We start from the raw sequence: 16,296 nt of genomic DNA on the forward strand, positions 1-16,296 counted from the left end.
TTCTCTCATAGATTGTCTTGGTAATGTTGTAATCGTTCTCGCACCGCCGACGCCTCTTAATTCCATCGGATCAATCCAAACATTTGGATTACTCACATAAGCCGAAGTATTTAACCCACCATTCAATCCAATCGGGTCTTTCCCAATATATCGTGCACTATACGGTTCATAATAACGGTAGCGGTTATAATGTAATCCTGTTTCTACATCATAATATTGCCCTTGGAAATGAATATTGGTTTGTTCCAATAGATTATCACTGGCTTTAATCTCTAAGGCTTGGTCCCATGTATTAAAACAAATATCCTAAACAGACTCACCAAGTTCATTGCTTAACACCTGTGGCGTACCAATTTGATCGCAGTGATAAAATAAAGTACGTTCCAGTTCTGCACGTAGAGTCATAACGAATATTTTGACCGCAACCGGTTCGATATAGCAGATTAATTGATGAGTTGTATTATAACCATATTCACGATGATGACCATTTTCATCGAAAGCCTTCTATAAAAATATCAAAACACTTTTCTTATTAAAATCTTAGCGGTTTGTTTTGATATTTCTCATCTATCGTAATCCCTAACTTGCGATATTTATCTTCTTCACTCTGGCGCTGTAATTCCCATTTCTTTAAATCCTCTCTTAGATAGTTTTTCCATTCTTTACGCCGTACAGCTTCTTCAACATCATATTTAAAATAATAGTATGCTAAAGGGCTTATTAAACGAATTTCAGCACCACCATAATAAGATGAATAATAGTTCACCTGAATAATAACACCATTTTTTTCAAAGAAATACATATTACGCGACATCTTATCAAGCAATGGGTAGTAATATGACCATTTCTCAAAAGAGTCCAAATAAAATGGATCTAAAAAATAGACTTCCTTCATAAATTAAAAAATACACAGCTGTTTGATTACCAACTATACAGCTAAAAATCTAATTCTTAGCGATAATATCTCAATGAGATATAAAGACGTTAAAAAGTTACCTGATGATAAGTTTCGCAGACTTACAGGCATTAGTTGGTCCACATTTAATTTAATGATGGATGAATTAAGAGTTCAATTACCAGTCAATACTGGCAAGGGTCGCCCTCCAAAATTGCCCTTAGAAGACCGTCTTCTCTTGTGTTTAGAGTATTGGCGGGAATATAGAACGCTATTCCATGTCGGCATGAATTATGGTGTTTCAGAAACCAGTGCACTCCGAACCACCCGTAAGATTGAAGATATTCTGATTAAATCAGGGAAATTTAGTCTACCCAAACAAATGCCTGATCGAGAAGAAGCTAATTGGGATGTTGTTGTCGTTGACGCAACAGAGATTTTCGTGCAACGTCCAAAAAAAACAGAAAAAATGGTATAGCGGCAAAAAGAAACGTCACACGATTAAATTTCAAGTTTCAATGCACTATATGACCGGTAAAATACTGAGTGTTTGTTGCGATAAAGGTAGAGTTCATGATTTTAAGATATTTAATAAAAGTATTAAATATCTTAAATTTAAACCATTTTTTATAGTTGACAAGGGCTATTTAGGTATAGAAAAACTTGGATTTGGTTGCTTGGTTCCTTTTAAGGCTAAAAGAGGGTGTGCTCTAGATAAGCAGCTGAAAAAATTCAATAAAGAAATCAGCCGTAGACGAATTGGTATTGAGCATGTTTTTGGAAGAATGAAAATCTTTAAAATCTTATCCTGTGTGTACAGAAATCGGCGAAAAAGAATAAATTTAAGATTCAATTTATTAGCAGGTATATATAACCTTGAGTGGGCGGGAGATCAAAAAGATGGCTGTTTAAAAAATGATTAATGAAGGAAGTCTAATATCTCCCTGTGTTTTAAGATTATGATTGAGCAACTCATAAGAGTCTTTACCCGTAATTCTTGGCTTATCAAGATCAATAAAAAAATTCCATCCATTCTTTTTAGCTTGATCTAAAATTTGACGAAAACATTGATAAGATTTTTTAGCTTCATCTTCTTCTTTATTCTCCCTACCGCATTCAAAACTAACCTCATTCATACCAAAATCTGGATGATTATCATCACTAATCGCTAGTAAATCAGATATATCACGCATTTGTAAGATTTAGAAGTGGCCCAGGAAATTTGAACAACACGTATAAGTGATAAACTGCCCCCTAAACGATGTGGGAAACATCTAAAAATGGAGCATTTCATGGCGCGTAGACCAAGAAGAAATCATTCAGATGACTTTAAAGCAAAGGTAGCACTTGCTGCAATCAAAGGTGAAAAAACACTTGCTGAGCTAAGTGCTGACTTTGATATTCATCAGAACCAAATTATAGACTGGAAGAATCAACTCATCGCTGCGTCAGCACAAGCCTTTGCAAACCCTAAAAAGGACACAGAGCCGCAAGTCGATTTAAAAAAGCTACATGCTAAAATTGGTGAACAAGCTTTGGAAATTGATTTTTTAGAAAGTGTGTTGAAGAAACTGGGCCGCTTCAACCACAAAAGTTAATAGACGATTCACAGCAGCTTTCAGTGACTAGGCAAGCCAAGTTACTGAAGGTCTCTCGTGGTAGCTATTACTACCGCCCTAAACCAACAAGCGATTCAGATTTAAAGCTGATGCGTCGTATTGATGAGTTACATCTCATGTACCCCTTTGCAGGGAGCCGAATGATGCGTGATCTATTGCGAGGAGAAGGTCATCATATTGGCCGACGTCATACTCGGACACTGATGAAAAAAATGGGGATACGTGTGCTGTATCGCAAGCCTAATTTGAGTAAGCCAAATAAGGCTCATCGAAAGTACCCTTATTTACTTAGGGGGCTTGAAATTACGCATAGCAATCAGGTCTGGGCAACCGACATCACCTATATCCCAATGGCGAAAGGATTTGTGTACTTATGCGCGATTTTAGACTGGCACAGTCGTAAAGTGTTGGCACATCGAGTATCGATTAGCATGGGGTCAGATTTTTGTATTGAGGCTTTAAATGAAGTTATTCAAAAATATGGTGCCCCAGAAATATTTAATACGGATCAAGGGAGTCAATTCACCAGTGATGCATTTATCAGTGTTCTTACAACACATGAGATTAAAATCAGTATGGATGGCAAAGGTCGTTGGATAGATAATGTCATGGTTGAACGCTTATGGCGAAGTGTTAAATATGAGGAGGTTTATCTCAAAGCGTACAGCAATGTTGCTGATGCAAGATGCCAATTAAAGCTGTACATTGATTTTTATAATCACAAACGACCTCATTCGAGTCTAGACAAATTAACACCGAATGAGTTTTACTATAACCAGTTACCTAAACAAAAACAGGTAGCTTAACTAAAGCAGAATATCACTTATAAAAAGACTTTTAGTTGTTCAAAACATCGGAGCCACATTAATATTAATATTTGAGGGTATTGGTTATGATGACTTAGAGAATTCAGTTGTGGGCTTGATAGACACTGGTTATAACTATGAGTTAAGTCGTTATATACATGCTAAAGCTCCCAAATATTTTGATTTCAAATATAAGCTTGGATATGAATAAGGTCCACAAATACTCATTTTTCTAGCTCAAGAGTTTTGAACTAGTATCTTTAACCCAGCGCACTTCCCCCCTCTTTTTCATAAGATATGGTCTTAAGATCAGGGATTAGTGCGCTTATTTTTTGTCTGGAGGAAGAATGACTCACCGAAGTCTCCATGATTTTCATTCACAAACTAATAGATTGGTTGTTAATAGCCCAATTATATTTGATGTGAATAGTCTTGTAATACCTGAAGGAAAATCTAAAGTCGAATACTCAGTTCCTTATCAACAATCCTTAAAAGTGGTTGTCTCTAAAGTCAGTAAAACATTTATGTTCAGAGGTGTTTATCAAGGAAAGAAAATCAGCAAGGTCCTTGGCAAATATCCTGATCTCACGTTAGATCAGGCGATTAATATTGTTCTAACATTTCTCGCGAAAATGAAGCAAGGCATTAATCCAATTGCAGAATTGGAGCATTTTGAAAATGTAGCGACATTAAGTGATTTCTTTTACAAAACTTACTTGCCTCTTGCCAAGCTCAACAAAAAGTCTTGGAAAGATGATATCTCAAGATTCAAAAATCATATTGAGCCCATCTTAGGTGCTATTCAGCTGAATAAAATCACCGCTGCAATGTTAAGTGACTTAATGTTGACGGTAAAAGGAGAAAATCGATCTAATGCCACAGTGAACCGTTCTAGAGCTCTACTCAGTAGCATGTTCAATCTCGCCTTTGAGCGTGAACTGATTGATATTAGCCCAATGAGTCGAGTAAAAAAATTTGTAGAGCAAAATCATATTGAGCGCTATTTATCTGAAGATGAACTCAAGCGCTTAATGAAGGTTCTTGCAAATCATGCCTACTATGGAATTGATAATCAAATCATTGTCGGCATTGTAGAAATGCTACTGCTAACAGGAGCACGTAAAGGTGAAGTGCTTAACTTAAAATGGAGTGATCTTGATGAGGTTAATCACCTTTGGAAACTCAATGAGAATAAGTCTGGTAAACCACGCATTATTCAGTTGAATAGCCAAGCACAGCAAACCATACGAAAGATGTCACGCAAATATCCGTATGTCTTTGCAAATCCAGCAACCGCTTTGCCATATAACGATATACGTAAAACTTTTCAAAATATTCTGCAAGCAGCACAAATTGAAAATTTTCGTATCCATGACCTTAGACATAACTTTGCCAGCATGGCTGTTAACAATGGTTGCGATATCTATGTTGTTCAGCATTTGCTAGGACATACTTCGCCGACAACCACACAACGTTATGCCCACCTACGTCAGGACACTCTACGTAATGCTTCAGAGATGTTAGCTGAACGTATCAACGAAGCTCGCCCTAATACCTAAACTTTAACTCACATTTTACAGAGCATATGGCGTAAAGCGATATGCTCTAAGGATTCGTCATGCTTAAAAAATCATATGTATTGGAACAAGATCAATATTTGGCTGATTTGAACTTAAAAACTCCAGCTTCTCAATTTACGTTCTTGGTCGCGCCAACTGGAGTTGGCAAGACAACTTATACAATGGAAGAACTCAGACATCAATTTGAATTGGTAGTCATTTTAGTTCCTACTCAAAACAAAGTCTCTGAGCTGAAAAACCATTATGGTACTGTCACTTCAAAATATTTATTTTTTTATGGTAACCATAGCCCCGATGAGAGTGTTCGTAACTTCAAAGGTGTCATTGTTGCGACTTATGATAAGTTTGACAAAATTATGGGGCTTATGACGCCATCACAAAAATCAAAGGCGTTGTTAGTCGTTGATGAAGCACATAAACTTTATTCAGCAGGGTCATTTCGAGATGATGCACTCACACCTGTGCTTTGGCATTTGAAAAATAGAACTATACCCTCAGCACTATGTCTCACTGCAACTAAAACTGATGAACTCTTTAATCAATTAAAGATTAAAATTGATCATGAATATGTTGTTGAACATAGTGACCCCATAGTACGAAATATTGAAGTCATTTCTTTACTCAAAGGTGACCAATATACCAGTATTGCTGTCATTGAAAAAAGGATTAAGCAGCTTAAGAAAGAGTATGAAAAACTGCCTAAAAATCACCCTCGTAAGACTATACTTGTACGTGTCAACTCACGAGAGAAATGCCATAATTTTAGATGCTATTTTGAAAAAAAATATAAGCTTAAATGCTTAGTGGTACATAGTAAGTCTAAAAATGACTCTGAAGTTCGAGAAATTTTTGAGTCACAAAAAATTCCTCAAGGTATTGATATCGTCTTTACCACTTCTATTATGGATGAGGCGGTCAATCTAAATAATGAGCAAGTTGAAATAGATTCAGTATTTGTGATAGGTAAACAGGCGCATGTTGAAGAGTTAGTCCAATTCATTGGAAGACTTCGTTTGGCAAATGTCCCTTGCTGTATTTTATTGCATACTGAGATTTTACAGACAAACCAAGATATTGAAACAGTTCACCAAAAACACCTAAAAATGATGGATGAATTTATCACTAGGGTATACCAAATTGGTGAAGGACTTTCTCGTTTGGTTCATGATTATAAATTTTATCAAAATGAAGAAAAGATTCAAAACATCTATGACATAATCAATCGTATGAACGAGAGTTTCAAAGATTGGTTTGATTGCAAACTATTTACAGTCTATAACTGTAAGTCAATTCAAAATATTGCCAGTTTAGTATCTACACTCTACCAAATGGATACAGGACATATTTACAGTAGCTTTGAATATCTTGCATGGCGCATCAAGAAATTTCTACCTAATAGTGAAATTACTTTCATCGAAAATGATGAGCTTGAAACACCCCAACATGTCAAAGACTTCTTTGATGAACAAAAAAACCTGTCTGATCAAGCCTACGCAAATAGCATAGATTTGGGAATCAGCATGTTTCTTGATGAGTTTCAGTCTTCTACCTTTAAGCCCAAGACCTTAAAGGAAATTTCAGATAAGTTCATTCAGACCAAACAAAAAAACGAAGACTATATAGATGATCTGGTGTTATTCGCTGGTGATGATATTCCGCACCATGAGCAAACTGCTAGGGTATTAAATGAAACGATCTATTTGGCACAACATATCTCTAACCTGCATGACATCAAAGAGATTTTGATTCAGAAAAGATTTAGTGAGATTTCCAAGGTAGCTGAAGCATATGCAAAAAATGAATTTGTAAGGCATATGTTACGAAAGTTCTATGGCCGAACCCCTGAGAAGTATTTATGCGATGGGCATAAAATTACTGGTTCACAGGCAAGTACATTACTTAACCTGAGTTCGATGAAAAACGTTCAACCTTTCAGCATATTTTTGAAAGTTGGCTTATTCGGATTTAAACAATAAGCCACTACAGCAGCCATAATATTTACCATGAAATTATTCACAGAACGATGACGCGAATGGTCAAGTTGATGTAAGTTTTTTAACTGATCATTCACCGTTTCTATTAATCCTCTTCTGCCAAGCAATTGTTTTTCTTCTTCAGTTCGGAGTGGCTTGTTTTTCATATTCTTACGTGATGGAGTCAATATTTTTAATCCTCTTGCTGCTAAAGCCTCTGTCTTAGCTTTGCTTAAATAGCCTTTATCTCCTAATAAAATGCCTTTTAATTCTTTGGTTAAAGACTCTAGTACAGCAATATCATGGATATTCCCTGATGTTACTTTAATATTAATAATTCACCTAAGTTATTGATAACCATGTGTAATTTAAAACCATAGAACCACCCAGTACTACTTTTTCCACGATTCGCTAAGCCTTTAAATACGCGGTTTCTTTTAATTCTAAGATTATGACAAACTACAAGTTTGGTTGAATCAATAATACTAATTCCTGTATCAGTTCCTTTAACCTGATGAAAAAAGCTACTCAAAGCTTGTAAACAACGTGGCATGATTTCAATAAAACGATTATAGCTCAGCAGCTTAGGAAATGCTGATTTCCAAAAAGGGATGACCATGTGGCAGTAAAAATATTTAAAGAATCTAAAACCTGATTGGTGAAATAAGATAACAATTGTCATGATCTCAGATAAACTTAAAGCTGACTTTTGAACTGGCTTATTTTGCTCAGGAATAAGAGCTTTCTCTAGAGATTCGTTAAATATTTTGCAAAAATCATCCACTTTACAGAATAATTCGGTAATATGATCCATAGAAAAGCCTTGTGTTTTAACTTTTGTCTTAAGAACCAATAAGTTATAAACATTAAGGCTTTTTTTCTACTTTTTTTATGTCGAACTCAGGTTACTTACCAATACCATTAAAGCTGTGCAGAAACACACCTATCTCCCAATGCATACAATCATCAAAGAACGACTGATCAAAGGGATGCATTATAATTACAAAACAGATGAAATCGAGGTAGCAGCAGGAAAAGCGTTGAACTTTATTGCGACTTATTTTGAAGTCAAAGATCGTAATAAGAACAAACCTGAAAAACGTTATCTCGAATTTCATGGTATTGCTGTAGGTGGTTTTGAGTATTTACATATACACGATCTACAAAATGCCTTTATAGCAACAAAAGTAGATTTTGAGCTGAATGGTAAACGATACGCTCCCTATAGTGGTCAGGTCATCAAACGCAAGTAATCACATTATGCGTGGGTCAAAAGCCTTGTAACTCTAACCAAGTTATCTTTATATCCCAGCAAATGTCCACAATCCCGATATTTTCCGCTCTCGCGTTTGAGGTGAGGCTCGAGCCGAAGATATCGGGATTCTACACAATGTTGCATCATTACAGTGGGGGGATTTTTTTTTGAATGACAAAAGCTGTACTCGTATTTGGTGGCATCGGCTTGTGAGGAAACTGTAGGGGGAGTTTTGTTATTTTTGAGAAATTATTCTGTTACAACTATTATAATGATCACGCCAGCTAATAAGAAAAAATCATGCTGAAAGTGAATAAATCCTTTAAAAACAAGTGACTTTAATATTATTTCTTGTTATCTTGGAATTTAAATAGCTTTCAGTCAACTAATTGTTAATTGAAACTTAAATGATTTGTTTTTAAAGATGACATGAGACATATAGAAATGGCTTTTCGAGTTAATGATTTTCTATTCAAAAATCAAAATATAATATTAGCAAAAGACCACCAATTTAATTCAGAACATACTTTTTCATTAATTACTGGTATGAATGCTATAGGAAAAAGTAGATTACTCACAAGTATTATACAGTCATACTTAATTTATAGTAAAAAATATGAAATGTATGACGTTGATAGTATTTTGATTGATCACCCGATTCAAATGCCAAATAAGATTATTGCAATAACAAATGCTTTAAGCGATAAGTTCCCAGAAAAGAATAGTAAATCCCGCATATATGAATATTTTGGTAATAAATCCAATGGCAGTATTATCTATGATAGATACGCCTCTATCAAACAGCTAATGATGAGAGATGATCTTAATTATGATTGTATTTGTCATACTTTTTACTATCTAGGTTTTTTACCTTTCTTAAAGATAACTCTTTCACACACATTGAAAAAAAATACTCTATCACCACTTGAGTTAATAGAAATTCACGAAAGATATTATTCACTTTTTGATAATGTCAATTTCACTTTAAACACAGAAAGCCCTTCTGAAAATGAGCAACTCTTTTTTTATACATTAAGAAAAATTTATTTTAGAAAAAAGAGTATAAAGCAAAGTGAATTCAATCTTATCTATAATATTTTTTTCGGAAATAATCATGTAAAATTTAAAAAATTTGATATTAATCATTATTATTCTTACAGATCTCGCACATCTGCTTTTTCACATGAAGAGATAAAAATACTTTTAGAGAATAATATCTTAAGAATTACAGACGTAAATTTGCTAATGTACTCAGAAGAAATTCCAAGCCCTTTAAATATAAATAAACTAACTGATGATTTCATTAGCTTCAGCAATCTGAGTTCAGGACAGCAAGCCTTATTAAATATTTTTATAAGCTTATCAAGCTGTATTGAGGATAATAGTTTAATATGTATAGATGAACCTGAAATAAGTTTACACCCAGAATGGCAAATGGATTTCATAATACAACTTCAAGAGTTATTTTTAGACTATAAAGGTTGTCACTTCATAATTGCAACACATTCACCTCAAATTGTTTCGGGTCTTAGTTCAGAATCAGGATATATTATTGACTTGGAAAAAAATATTACATTTTCAAAAGAAGAATATTCAAAAAAATCTGCTGATTTTCAGTTGGCAAAGATATTTAATTCACCAGGATATAATAATGAATATTTAATTAGAGTAGCGTTAACCATCTTATCTAAAATTTCAAAAAAAATAGAGCTCAACGAATTAGATACAGAGAATCTTAATCTTTTAAATAGTATATTATGTGATTTACCTACAGATGATCCTGTATCATTTCTTATTGAGCAAATAAATGCATTGGTGAAACTATAATATGAAATATTACAATTATACCAATGAGGAGCAATCAATTATTGATACTTATGATATGGTTGATCATAATTTTTGGTCAATTAAGGTAAAAGAGCTTGCTCCATTACGTTTAAATTTAAGAAATCATTATTTAGCCCAACAAAAAAATCGATGCTGTTATTGTAAAATGCTTAAGCAAGAAAAGCATGGTTGTACTTGGGATGTTGAGCACATTGTACCAAAAGCATTATTTCCATCATTTTTATTTGAAAAACAAAATCTCAGTCTTTCATGTAAGGAATGTAATGATGAAAAATCAGATAAATCTGTTTTTTCCAATCACTCATACAAATATAAGAAATATCCTAAGGAATCAGATAAATATTCTATTATTCATCCTCATTTTGATAAGTATAGTGAGCATATGCGTATTCTTCAGAGCCCAAGTGGTAAAATCATGCATATTCCTATTACGAATAAAGGTAAAACCGTTTTTAATCACTGTAATTTACTTCGTTTCACTATGCAGTTTTATGATGCAGAAGAGATAAATGAAGAATTACTTATTTCCTTTTCAGATTATATTGATTCTCACTCAAGTCTATCTCATGAAAGTGCTAAAGCATTTTTCGTGGCAGCACTACCCCGAAATTTACCGCCAAAATATTTGGATTGCTAATTTTCATAATCACTTATATTAATAAAATTTTAAGTATTCGCTGAATACAATAGTGGTTCAAAAATTTGAACAGTACATATAAAGTGATAAGCTACTCTCTAAATGATGTAGGAAACATCAGAATTTGGAGCATTTCAAGCAAATGTCCACAATCCCAATATTTTCTGCTTTTGCGTTTGAGGTGAGGCACGAACCTAATTTTTGGGCGATAGCCACCATAGATTCATGCGAGTTTGACAGTGCATAATCAATTGTTTGCTGTTTAGATTCTGGACTAAAGCGTTTAGCCATTTTTACATCTCCAAAGTACGTTACGTTATCTTTAGAGGGACAGCATGTCCACTATTTTGGCTAGGATCATGGCATGCAGAATTTACAAAAAGATCTACCTAATATCCAAATATAAAACCCTGATGAATTATATGTAGATTACCCATAATAATCATCAGAAATAATTTTAAATTTTATAATGGTATACTTAATAAAAAATTAATAAAAGTTAATATTTTAAACTTCAATAAATACTAGTAACAAATACTCACCAAATAATGATTTTAAAATAAATAATTATGTTTAATAATGAAGAATTTAAACTATACAAGCAATTTAATTATGAATAAAAGTTACATGACAAATTTTGGTATTGAGACAGGTAATGATAATTTTATTTTCATTACTTCTCACTCTTTAGATCATAAGTTTCCAGAAATTTACGATAAAAAAATAGATGAATGCCATATTTATTGTGTTGTCGACTGTCCAAGAATATCTTTTATTCCTGATTCTCTTGAATATGAAATTTTAGATAATACAATCACATATATCGTGTCTTTAGAATATAGAGTTAATGGAAAGAAGAAAATAGTTCATTTTAAAGATGAATTAGAAATCGAATCAAATATAAAAAAAGTGAAAATTGATAAATACCCTCATTCAGATATTCTCTTGTTAGATGCTAATGATAATATAGTCATGTCTTGTACTGCCTTAAAGCTGGCATATATAAGTGGTATGCAGGATGTTATTTCAATGAAAGTACTGTATATCGGTAAGAGCACAGGAATTAAGCAAAAGAAAAATGCATTAGAACGAGTAAAAAAACATAGTACATTACAGAAAATTCTAGCTGATAGAAATGCAAAGTACCCTGATCGTTCAGTATTAATTGGACTATTTAATTTTAGCCCAGTACGTTTATATTCATTTGTAGATGGAATGGATCAGTCTAAAATATTTGACGATGAGGATTTTTTTAGATTGACTCGCATAAGTAATTTTAAGTTATCTTTAGAACAGAAAACTGCAATTATTGAGGCTGCTTTGATTCGATATTTTGAACCTGAATATAATGAAAAATTAAAAAAAGATCTACCTGCAAAGAAATCTAAAATACTAGCTGAATGTTACACATTTGATATTAGCGCAATACTTATAAAACTCTGGACTGCCGATGAAAATACACCAAACTTAAATTATTACTTATATTCGGATAAAGTTACTCGGAAAACAAAACATAATATTTCTATTGAACTAATAGATCCTGAAATAAGAAAAGGTTTTTTTTCAATTGGTGGTGAAGATTGGGCACCTGAAGGAACTATTCGCAGAAATAGATAACTCTTTAGTGTGAACTAGTACAACTTGAAATTGTCTGCAACTTCAACTTAAGAAGCATTCAGTGTATATATTCAGACTTATTTTGACAGATACTCTTTTTACATCCATAGCCATTTCCCAGCAAATGTCCACAATCCCGATATTTTCCGCTCTCGCATTTGAGGTGAGGCTCGAACCGAAGATATTGGGATTCTGCACAATGTTGCAGCATTACAGTGGGGGGATTTTTTTGTGATTGGCAAAATCTGTGCTTGTATTCAGTGGCATCAGCTTGTGAGAAAACTATAGGGGGAGTTTTGTTATTTTTGAGAAAATTCTTATGTGTGATCTGATCTGTGATGACGGGTATTCGATACAGTTACCTCATATAATAGCATGTAGTTGACGATTCTTAGCTATCAAAACAAGGGGTTGCAGTCCAACGCTTTGTCTACAAAGCAAGCATGGTCTCTGCGGTCTATAAAAAACTTCTTGTATTTCTGGGGTCTATCTTTGCTGTCCAGTAGTAGACCGCGGTCTTTTTGCGGTTTTCGTAAGCTTTTCGCACAAAAAACAGCTTATTATTCTTATACCTAGCAAAACTTACATTTGGCTCATATGTACTGTGGAAGAGTCAAAAACCTTAGTTTTCTTACACTTGCAAATTTATCCGCGGTCTCCTTGATTTTATTCGTTACGACCATCCCATATGAATGTAAGACATTGTTTTATATAGTAAAATAATTAAAACTTATCTCCACTCATAATCCGTTGGTCCCCTGTTCAAGTCAGGGTGGGCCCACCATATATATCAAGGACTTACGTTAAAATACGGAAAGTTCTTTTTTGTTTCTGCTTTCCATGTAAGCACTATGTAAGCACACAAAATAAATCCTAAAAAACCCACTAACACCCTCTTTGTCTAATCTACTGACCACCCATCACTTAATCGCCGCGCATCAGCTGCGTGTCCGTCAGCCGCTTCTGCCACTGTTCGATATTTAGCGATGCACGCTTTGAGTACGCCTGCGCTGGTATCAATGTATTCAGTGATGGTTTTGGTGGTAGCTGTGGGCACACGGTGCTGGGCTTCACTGAGTTGCTTTGACAAGCTATCTGCAGCAAGATCAGCGGCGCGAACATCAACAGTAATTTGTTTGATTTGAGCATTGTAGTTTCTCACCGCATCTAAAAGTTTCTGCATTATTAGCTTTTCTTGGATCAGGGCATCTGCTTGGACCAAGTAGTTTGTGCCATGGTTGTAGCTAAGAGTAATTTACTCATATATTCATTTTCTCCAGACATAAAAAAGACGCCTAAAGCGCCATGTTCCATGTCTATTTACTTAAATGTTATAAGAGATTTCTACATTGCCCTGAGCGTCCGTATCATGCATAAACAAGGCATTCTTCAGCTCAATTGTATTGTTTGGCATCAGCCACTGCTTCAATTCCACCAATAGGCTTAAGATCAGCACCTGCATAATGCCCTCTTCTGGTGTCGCTGCTGCGCACCCATACCATTGACAGCGGATAGTGTTGAATATGAACGAATAATTAAGCCGTGAACGGTTTCGTCATCTGCAACCAATGACTCAAATCCATTCGCCATCAATTTCCCCAAAATCCCGAATGCGCCAAATTTTCCTTTGGCAATATGAGCTTCAATGATTGAATGCAATTTACGACCTATACGCATCACCGAAAAAGATGTGTTCTGGTACTCGTCTTACGTAAAAAATAAAGTTGAAGAGCATAAACCCAAATCTGATATAGTAGCCCACATCTAGTGGGCTATATTTTACCTATCACATCCAAAACGGGCATCGCAACGGGTAACGTACCAATCCATATATTTTTAGTTATTACTTATCAGAGATTTAAAGTGAAAGTCGTCGTTCTCAACAAACCTTTTAATGTGCTTTCTCAGTTTCGTGAGGATGAAAGTCACCTCACCGTATCGCACTATGTACAAGATCCAAGTCTCCGTATTGCAGGTCGTTTGGATATGGACTCAGAAGGTTTAATTTTTTTGACCGATCATGGCGGTCTTAACCAATTCATCACCCAGCCGAGCAATAAAAAATATAAAACGTACTATGCACAAGTTGATGGCGATATCGATGAACAATCAATTGCAAAATTACGTCAAGGTATCGAATTGAATGATGGTATAACCTTGCCTGCCCAAGTTGAAAAAGTTGCCGAACCAACTTGGCTTTGGGAACGCCAACCGCCGGTACGTTACCGTGCCAATATTCCAACCTCTTGGATTGAAATTCAAATTTGTGAAGGTCGTAATCGTCAAGTTCGCCGTATGACTGCTGCAGTAGGTTTCCCAACGCTACGACTGATTCGCACACGCATTGGTTCCCTTGATTTGGTTCAACTCAATTTACAACCTGGTGAACAGCTCGAAATAGAACCTTTGCTTTATCCAGACTTTAAAGACTTACCTGCAGATAAGCCTTATACACCGCGTTCGTATGTTAAAAAAGCCGATGCATCCACCAGTCCAAACAAAGGCAAAAGTTCAGCACATAAAAATAATAAAAAGAAATCTGGTGGTACACCACGTATTTGGCAAATGGAGGAAGATCAAAAGCCACGTCGTAAAACCAATGGTACGACACGCCCCAATACCAAAAATCGTGGTCGTCGACAACGTAGCTAAGATAAAACGCTTAATTCATACAGCTTAATCTGTCTAAAACCGTTAATCTTTTCAAATTAGCGGTTTTTCAGTATTCATTGGTGTCGTTTGAGCTAACTTATACTTCAGAAAAATGCATACTAAACAAATATTTAATGATATCAACAGTCCTAACAATAACCTTCTAAGCGTGTCAGTGGTAGTTTTTGACCAATGGCTTTTTCAATTCCAGACAAATAGAAAGCATCATCTTCAGATAGAAAACTGATGCTCACACCACGGCTTCCTGCACGTCCAGTACGACCAATACGATGTACATAATCGTCAGACTGTTCAGGTAAGGTAAAATTAATCACATGTGATACACCATCAACATGAATACCGCGCCCAGCAACATCAGTAGCAATCATGATGTTGTGTTTACCATTTTTAAATTGATCGAGCATTTTTAAACGACGATCTTGGGCAATTTCACCAGATAACATCACAACTTTGTAATCATCACGTTTGAGATGATCATAAAGTTTACGCACCTGATCGCGGCGATTGGCGAAGATCATGACTTTTTCAATCGGCTCATCTCTTAAAATTTCACGCAATAATTTATACTTATCTTTATTAGCAACCATATACACCCGCTGTTCTACATCGGTATTGGTTTTCTTTTCCGGTTCAATTTCTACCGTAACTGGCTCATATAACCATTGTCTCACTAAGTTGAGCACATCATAACTAAAGGTTGCTGAGAACATTAGGGTCTGACGCTGCTCTTTTTTCGGCGCATAACGCACGATCCGTTTTACTGAGGGAATAAAACCCATGTCCAATAGTCGATCAGCTTCATCAATGACCAAGAACTCGATTTGATCTAACCAAACTTCACGCTGCTCAATAAAATCAATTAAACGCCCTGGCGTGGCAACCAATATATCTATAAAATTTTGATCGAGTTGTTTGCGCTGTTTATCAAAGTCAACACCACCCACCAAAGGCATCACATTGAGATTACTAAAACGTGTTAACTCGCGCGCATCACTTTCAATTTGAATCGCCAGTTCACGGGTCGGTGCTAAGATAACTGCACGTGGCTCACCGCGATAACGTTGTTCTGTAATGGGATGATTGAGCAGATCATTAATCACACTAATCAAAAAAGCGGCAGTCTTACCCGTTCCAGTCTGCGCACGACCAATCGCATCATGACCAGCCAAGGTATACTTGAGCACTTTTTGTTGAATTGGGGTCATTTCTTTAAACCCTAAAGCATCGATCGCTTGTTTTAATTGCGGATGTAAATTAAGGGTTTGGAAGTTGGATGACATATATCTGCACTCTACACAAACTAACAGGAATAAACGGAACCATTATAAACAAATGATAGAAACAAAAAACGCCCCAATTCATTAAAATTGGAGCGTCATCGTTTTCTTATAGA

At 35.1% G+C, this 16,296-nt stretch carries 14 protein-coding genes and 3 pseudogenes; 10 read left to right on the forward strand and 7 right to left on the reverse strand.

Translation table 11 applies throughout. The annotated features are described in order from the left end of the window. Positions 1–56 precede the first annotated feature (56 nt). Both BFG52_RS17490 and BFG52_RS08990 read right to left on the reverse strand, forming a co-directional pair. Positions 57–396: pseudogene (locus tag BFG52_RS17490) on the reverse strand (RHS repeat-associated core domain-containing protein); the annotation flags it as partial. A 136-nt stretch (positions 397–532) separates the two neighbouring features. Beyond that, positions 533–895, reverse strand: a complete 363-nt coding sequence (locus BFG52_RS08990; RefSeq protein ID WP_157758092.1) for a hypothetical protein — start codon at positions 893–895, stop codon at positions 533–535. A 73-nt stretch (positions 896–968) separates the two neighbouring features. Between BFG52_RS08990 and BFG52_RS08995 the strand changes: the two genes are divergently transcribed. Both BFG52_RS08995 and BFG52_RS09000 read left to right on the forward strand, forming a co-directional pair. Beyond that, positions 969–1,373, forward strand: coding sequence for a transposase family protein (locus BFG52_RS08995; protein ID WP_067552566.1), 405 nt, complete (start codon positions 969–971; stop codon positions 1,371–1,373). Continuing rightward, on the forward strand, positions 1,306–1,818 hold the full coding sequence (locus tag BFG52_RS09000) for a transposase family protein (RefSeq protein WP_067552569.1): 513 nt from the start codon (positions 1,306–1,308) through the stop codon (positions 1,816–1,818). Before BFG52_RS08995 ends, BFG52_RS09000 begins: the two co-directional genes overlap by 68 nt. Here BFG52_RS09000 and BFG52_RS09005 read toward each other — a convergent pair. Further along, a complete protein-coding gene (locus tag BFG52_RS09005) occupies positions 1,804–2,088 on the reverse strand; it encodes a hypothetical protein (protein WP_067554974.1) in 285 nt (94 codons plus the stop codon). The two genes, BFG52_RS09000 and BFG52_RS09005, sit on opposite strands and share 15 nt — an antisense overlap. Positions 2,089–2,187: 99 nt before the next feature. On the opposite strand from BFG52_RS09005, the gene BFG52_RS16880 reads away from it, so the two are divergent. From BFG52_RS16880 to BFG52_RS09025, 3 genes are all read left to right on the forward strand, one after another. Further along, a protein-coding gene (locus BFG52_RS16880; RefSeq protein WP_228703735.1) for an IS3 family transposase occupies positions 2,188–3,320 on the forward strand; the annotation gives its coding sequence in 2 pieces (ribosomal slippage) (positions 2,188–2,440 and positions 2,440–3,320; 1,134 coding nt in all). A gap of 347 nt (positions 3,321–3,667) precedes the next feature. Then, positions 3,668–4,879, forward strand: a complete 1,212-nt coding sequence (locus BFG52_RS09020) for a site-specific integrase (RefSeq protein WP_081408666.1) — start codon at positions 3,668–3,670, stop codon at positions 4,877–4,879. Between the two features lie 59 nt (positions 4,880–4,938). Next, positions 4,939–6,876, forward strand: coding sequence for a DEAD/DEAH box helicase (locus BFG52_RS09025; protein WP_067554978.1), 1,938 nt, complete (start codon positions 4,939–4,941; stop codon positions 6,874–6,876). Here BFG52_RS09025 and BFG52_RS09030 read toward each other — a convergent pair. Then, positions 6,825–7,687: pseudogene (locus BFG52_RS09030) on the reverse strand (IS982 family transposase). The gene BFG52_RS09025 and the pseudogene BFG52_RS09030 overlap by 52 nt on opposite strands. Before the next feature lie 175 nt (positions 7,688–7,862). On the opposite strand from BFG52_RS09030, the gene BFG52_RS09035 reads away from it, so the two are divergent. The 4 genes from BFG52_RS09035 to BFG52_RS09055 all read left to right on the forward strand — a co-directional run bounded on the left by BFG52_RS09035 (position 7,863) and on the right by BFG52_RS09055 (position 12,230). Beyond that, the gene (locus BFG52_RS09035; RefSeq protein WP_157758093.1) at positions 7,863–8,126 is read left to right on the forward strand and encodes a hypothetical protein; all 264 of its coding nucleotides are present in this window, start codon (positions 7,863–7,865) and stop codon (positions 8,124–8,126) included. A 446-nt stretch (positions 8,127–8,572) separates the two neighbouring features. Then, positions 8,573–9,955: an AAA family ATPase gene (locus BFG52_RS09040; protein WP_157758094.1), complete on the forward strand. Its 1,383-nt coding sequence runs from the start codon at positions 8,573–8,575 to the stop codon at positions 9,953–9,955. Between the two features lies 1 nt (position 9,956). Then, complete coding sequence (locus tag BFG52_RS09045; RefSeq protein ID WP_067554986.1) at positions 9,957–10,613, forward strand: HNH endonuclease; 657 nt, start codon at positions 9,957–9,959, stop codon at positions 10,611–10,613. 612 nt (positions 10,614–11,225) lie between these two features. Beyond that, on the forward strand, positions 11,226–12,230 hold the full coding sequence (locus BFG52_RS09055; protein ID WP_067554989.1) for a hypothetical protein: 1,005 nt from the start codon (positions 11,226–11,228) through the stop codon (positions 12,228–12,230). A 901-nt stretch (positions 12,231–13,131) separates the two neighbouring features. Here the strand turns inward: BFG52_RS09055 and BFG52_RS09060 are convergent. Then, positions 13,132–13,413, reverse strand: coding sequence for a hypothetical protein (locus tag BFG52_RS09060; protein WP_067554991.1), 282 nt, complete (start codon positions 13,411–13,413; stop codon positions 13,132–13,134). A gap of 141 nt (positions 13,414–13,554) precedes the next feature. Beyond that, positions 13,555–13,907, reverse strand: a pseudogene (locus BFG52_RS17495) (structural cement protein Gp24). A 186-nt stretch (positions 13,908–14,093) separates the two neighbouring features. Here BFG52_RS17495 and BFG52_RS09065 point away from each other — a divergent pair. After that, positions 14,094–14,882, forward strand: a complete 789-nt coding sequence (locus BFG52_RS09065; RefSeq protein WP_067554994.1) for a pseudouridine synthase — start codon at positions 14,094–14,096, stop codon at positions 14,880–14,882. 149 nt (positions 14,883–15,031) lie between these two features. Here the strand turns inward: BFG52_RS09065 and rhlB are convergent, their stop codons facing one another. Then, a complete protein-coding gene (rhlB, locus tag BFG52_RS09070) occupies positions 15,032–16,183 on the reverse strand; it encodes an ATP-dependent RNA helicase RhlB (RefSeq protein ID WP_067554997.1) in 1,152 nt (383 codons plus the stop codon). Positions 16,184–16,296 lie beyond the last annotated feature (113 nt).

It is taken from the genome of Acinetobacter larvae (assembly GCF_001704115.1).
Classification (GTDB): domain Bacteria; phylum Pseudomonadota; class Gammaproteobacteria; order Pseudomonadales; family Moraxellaceae; genus Acinetobacter; species Acinetobacter larvae.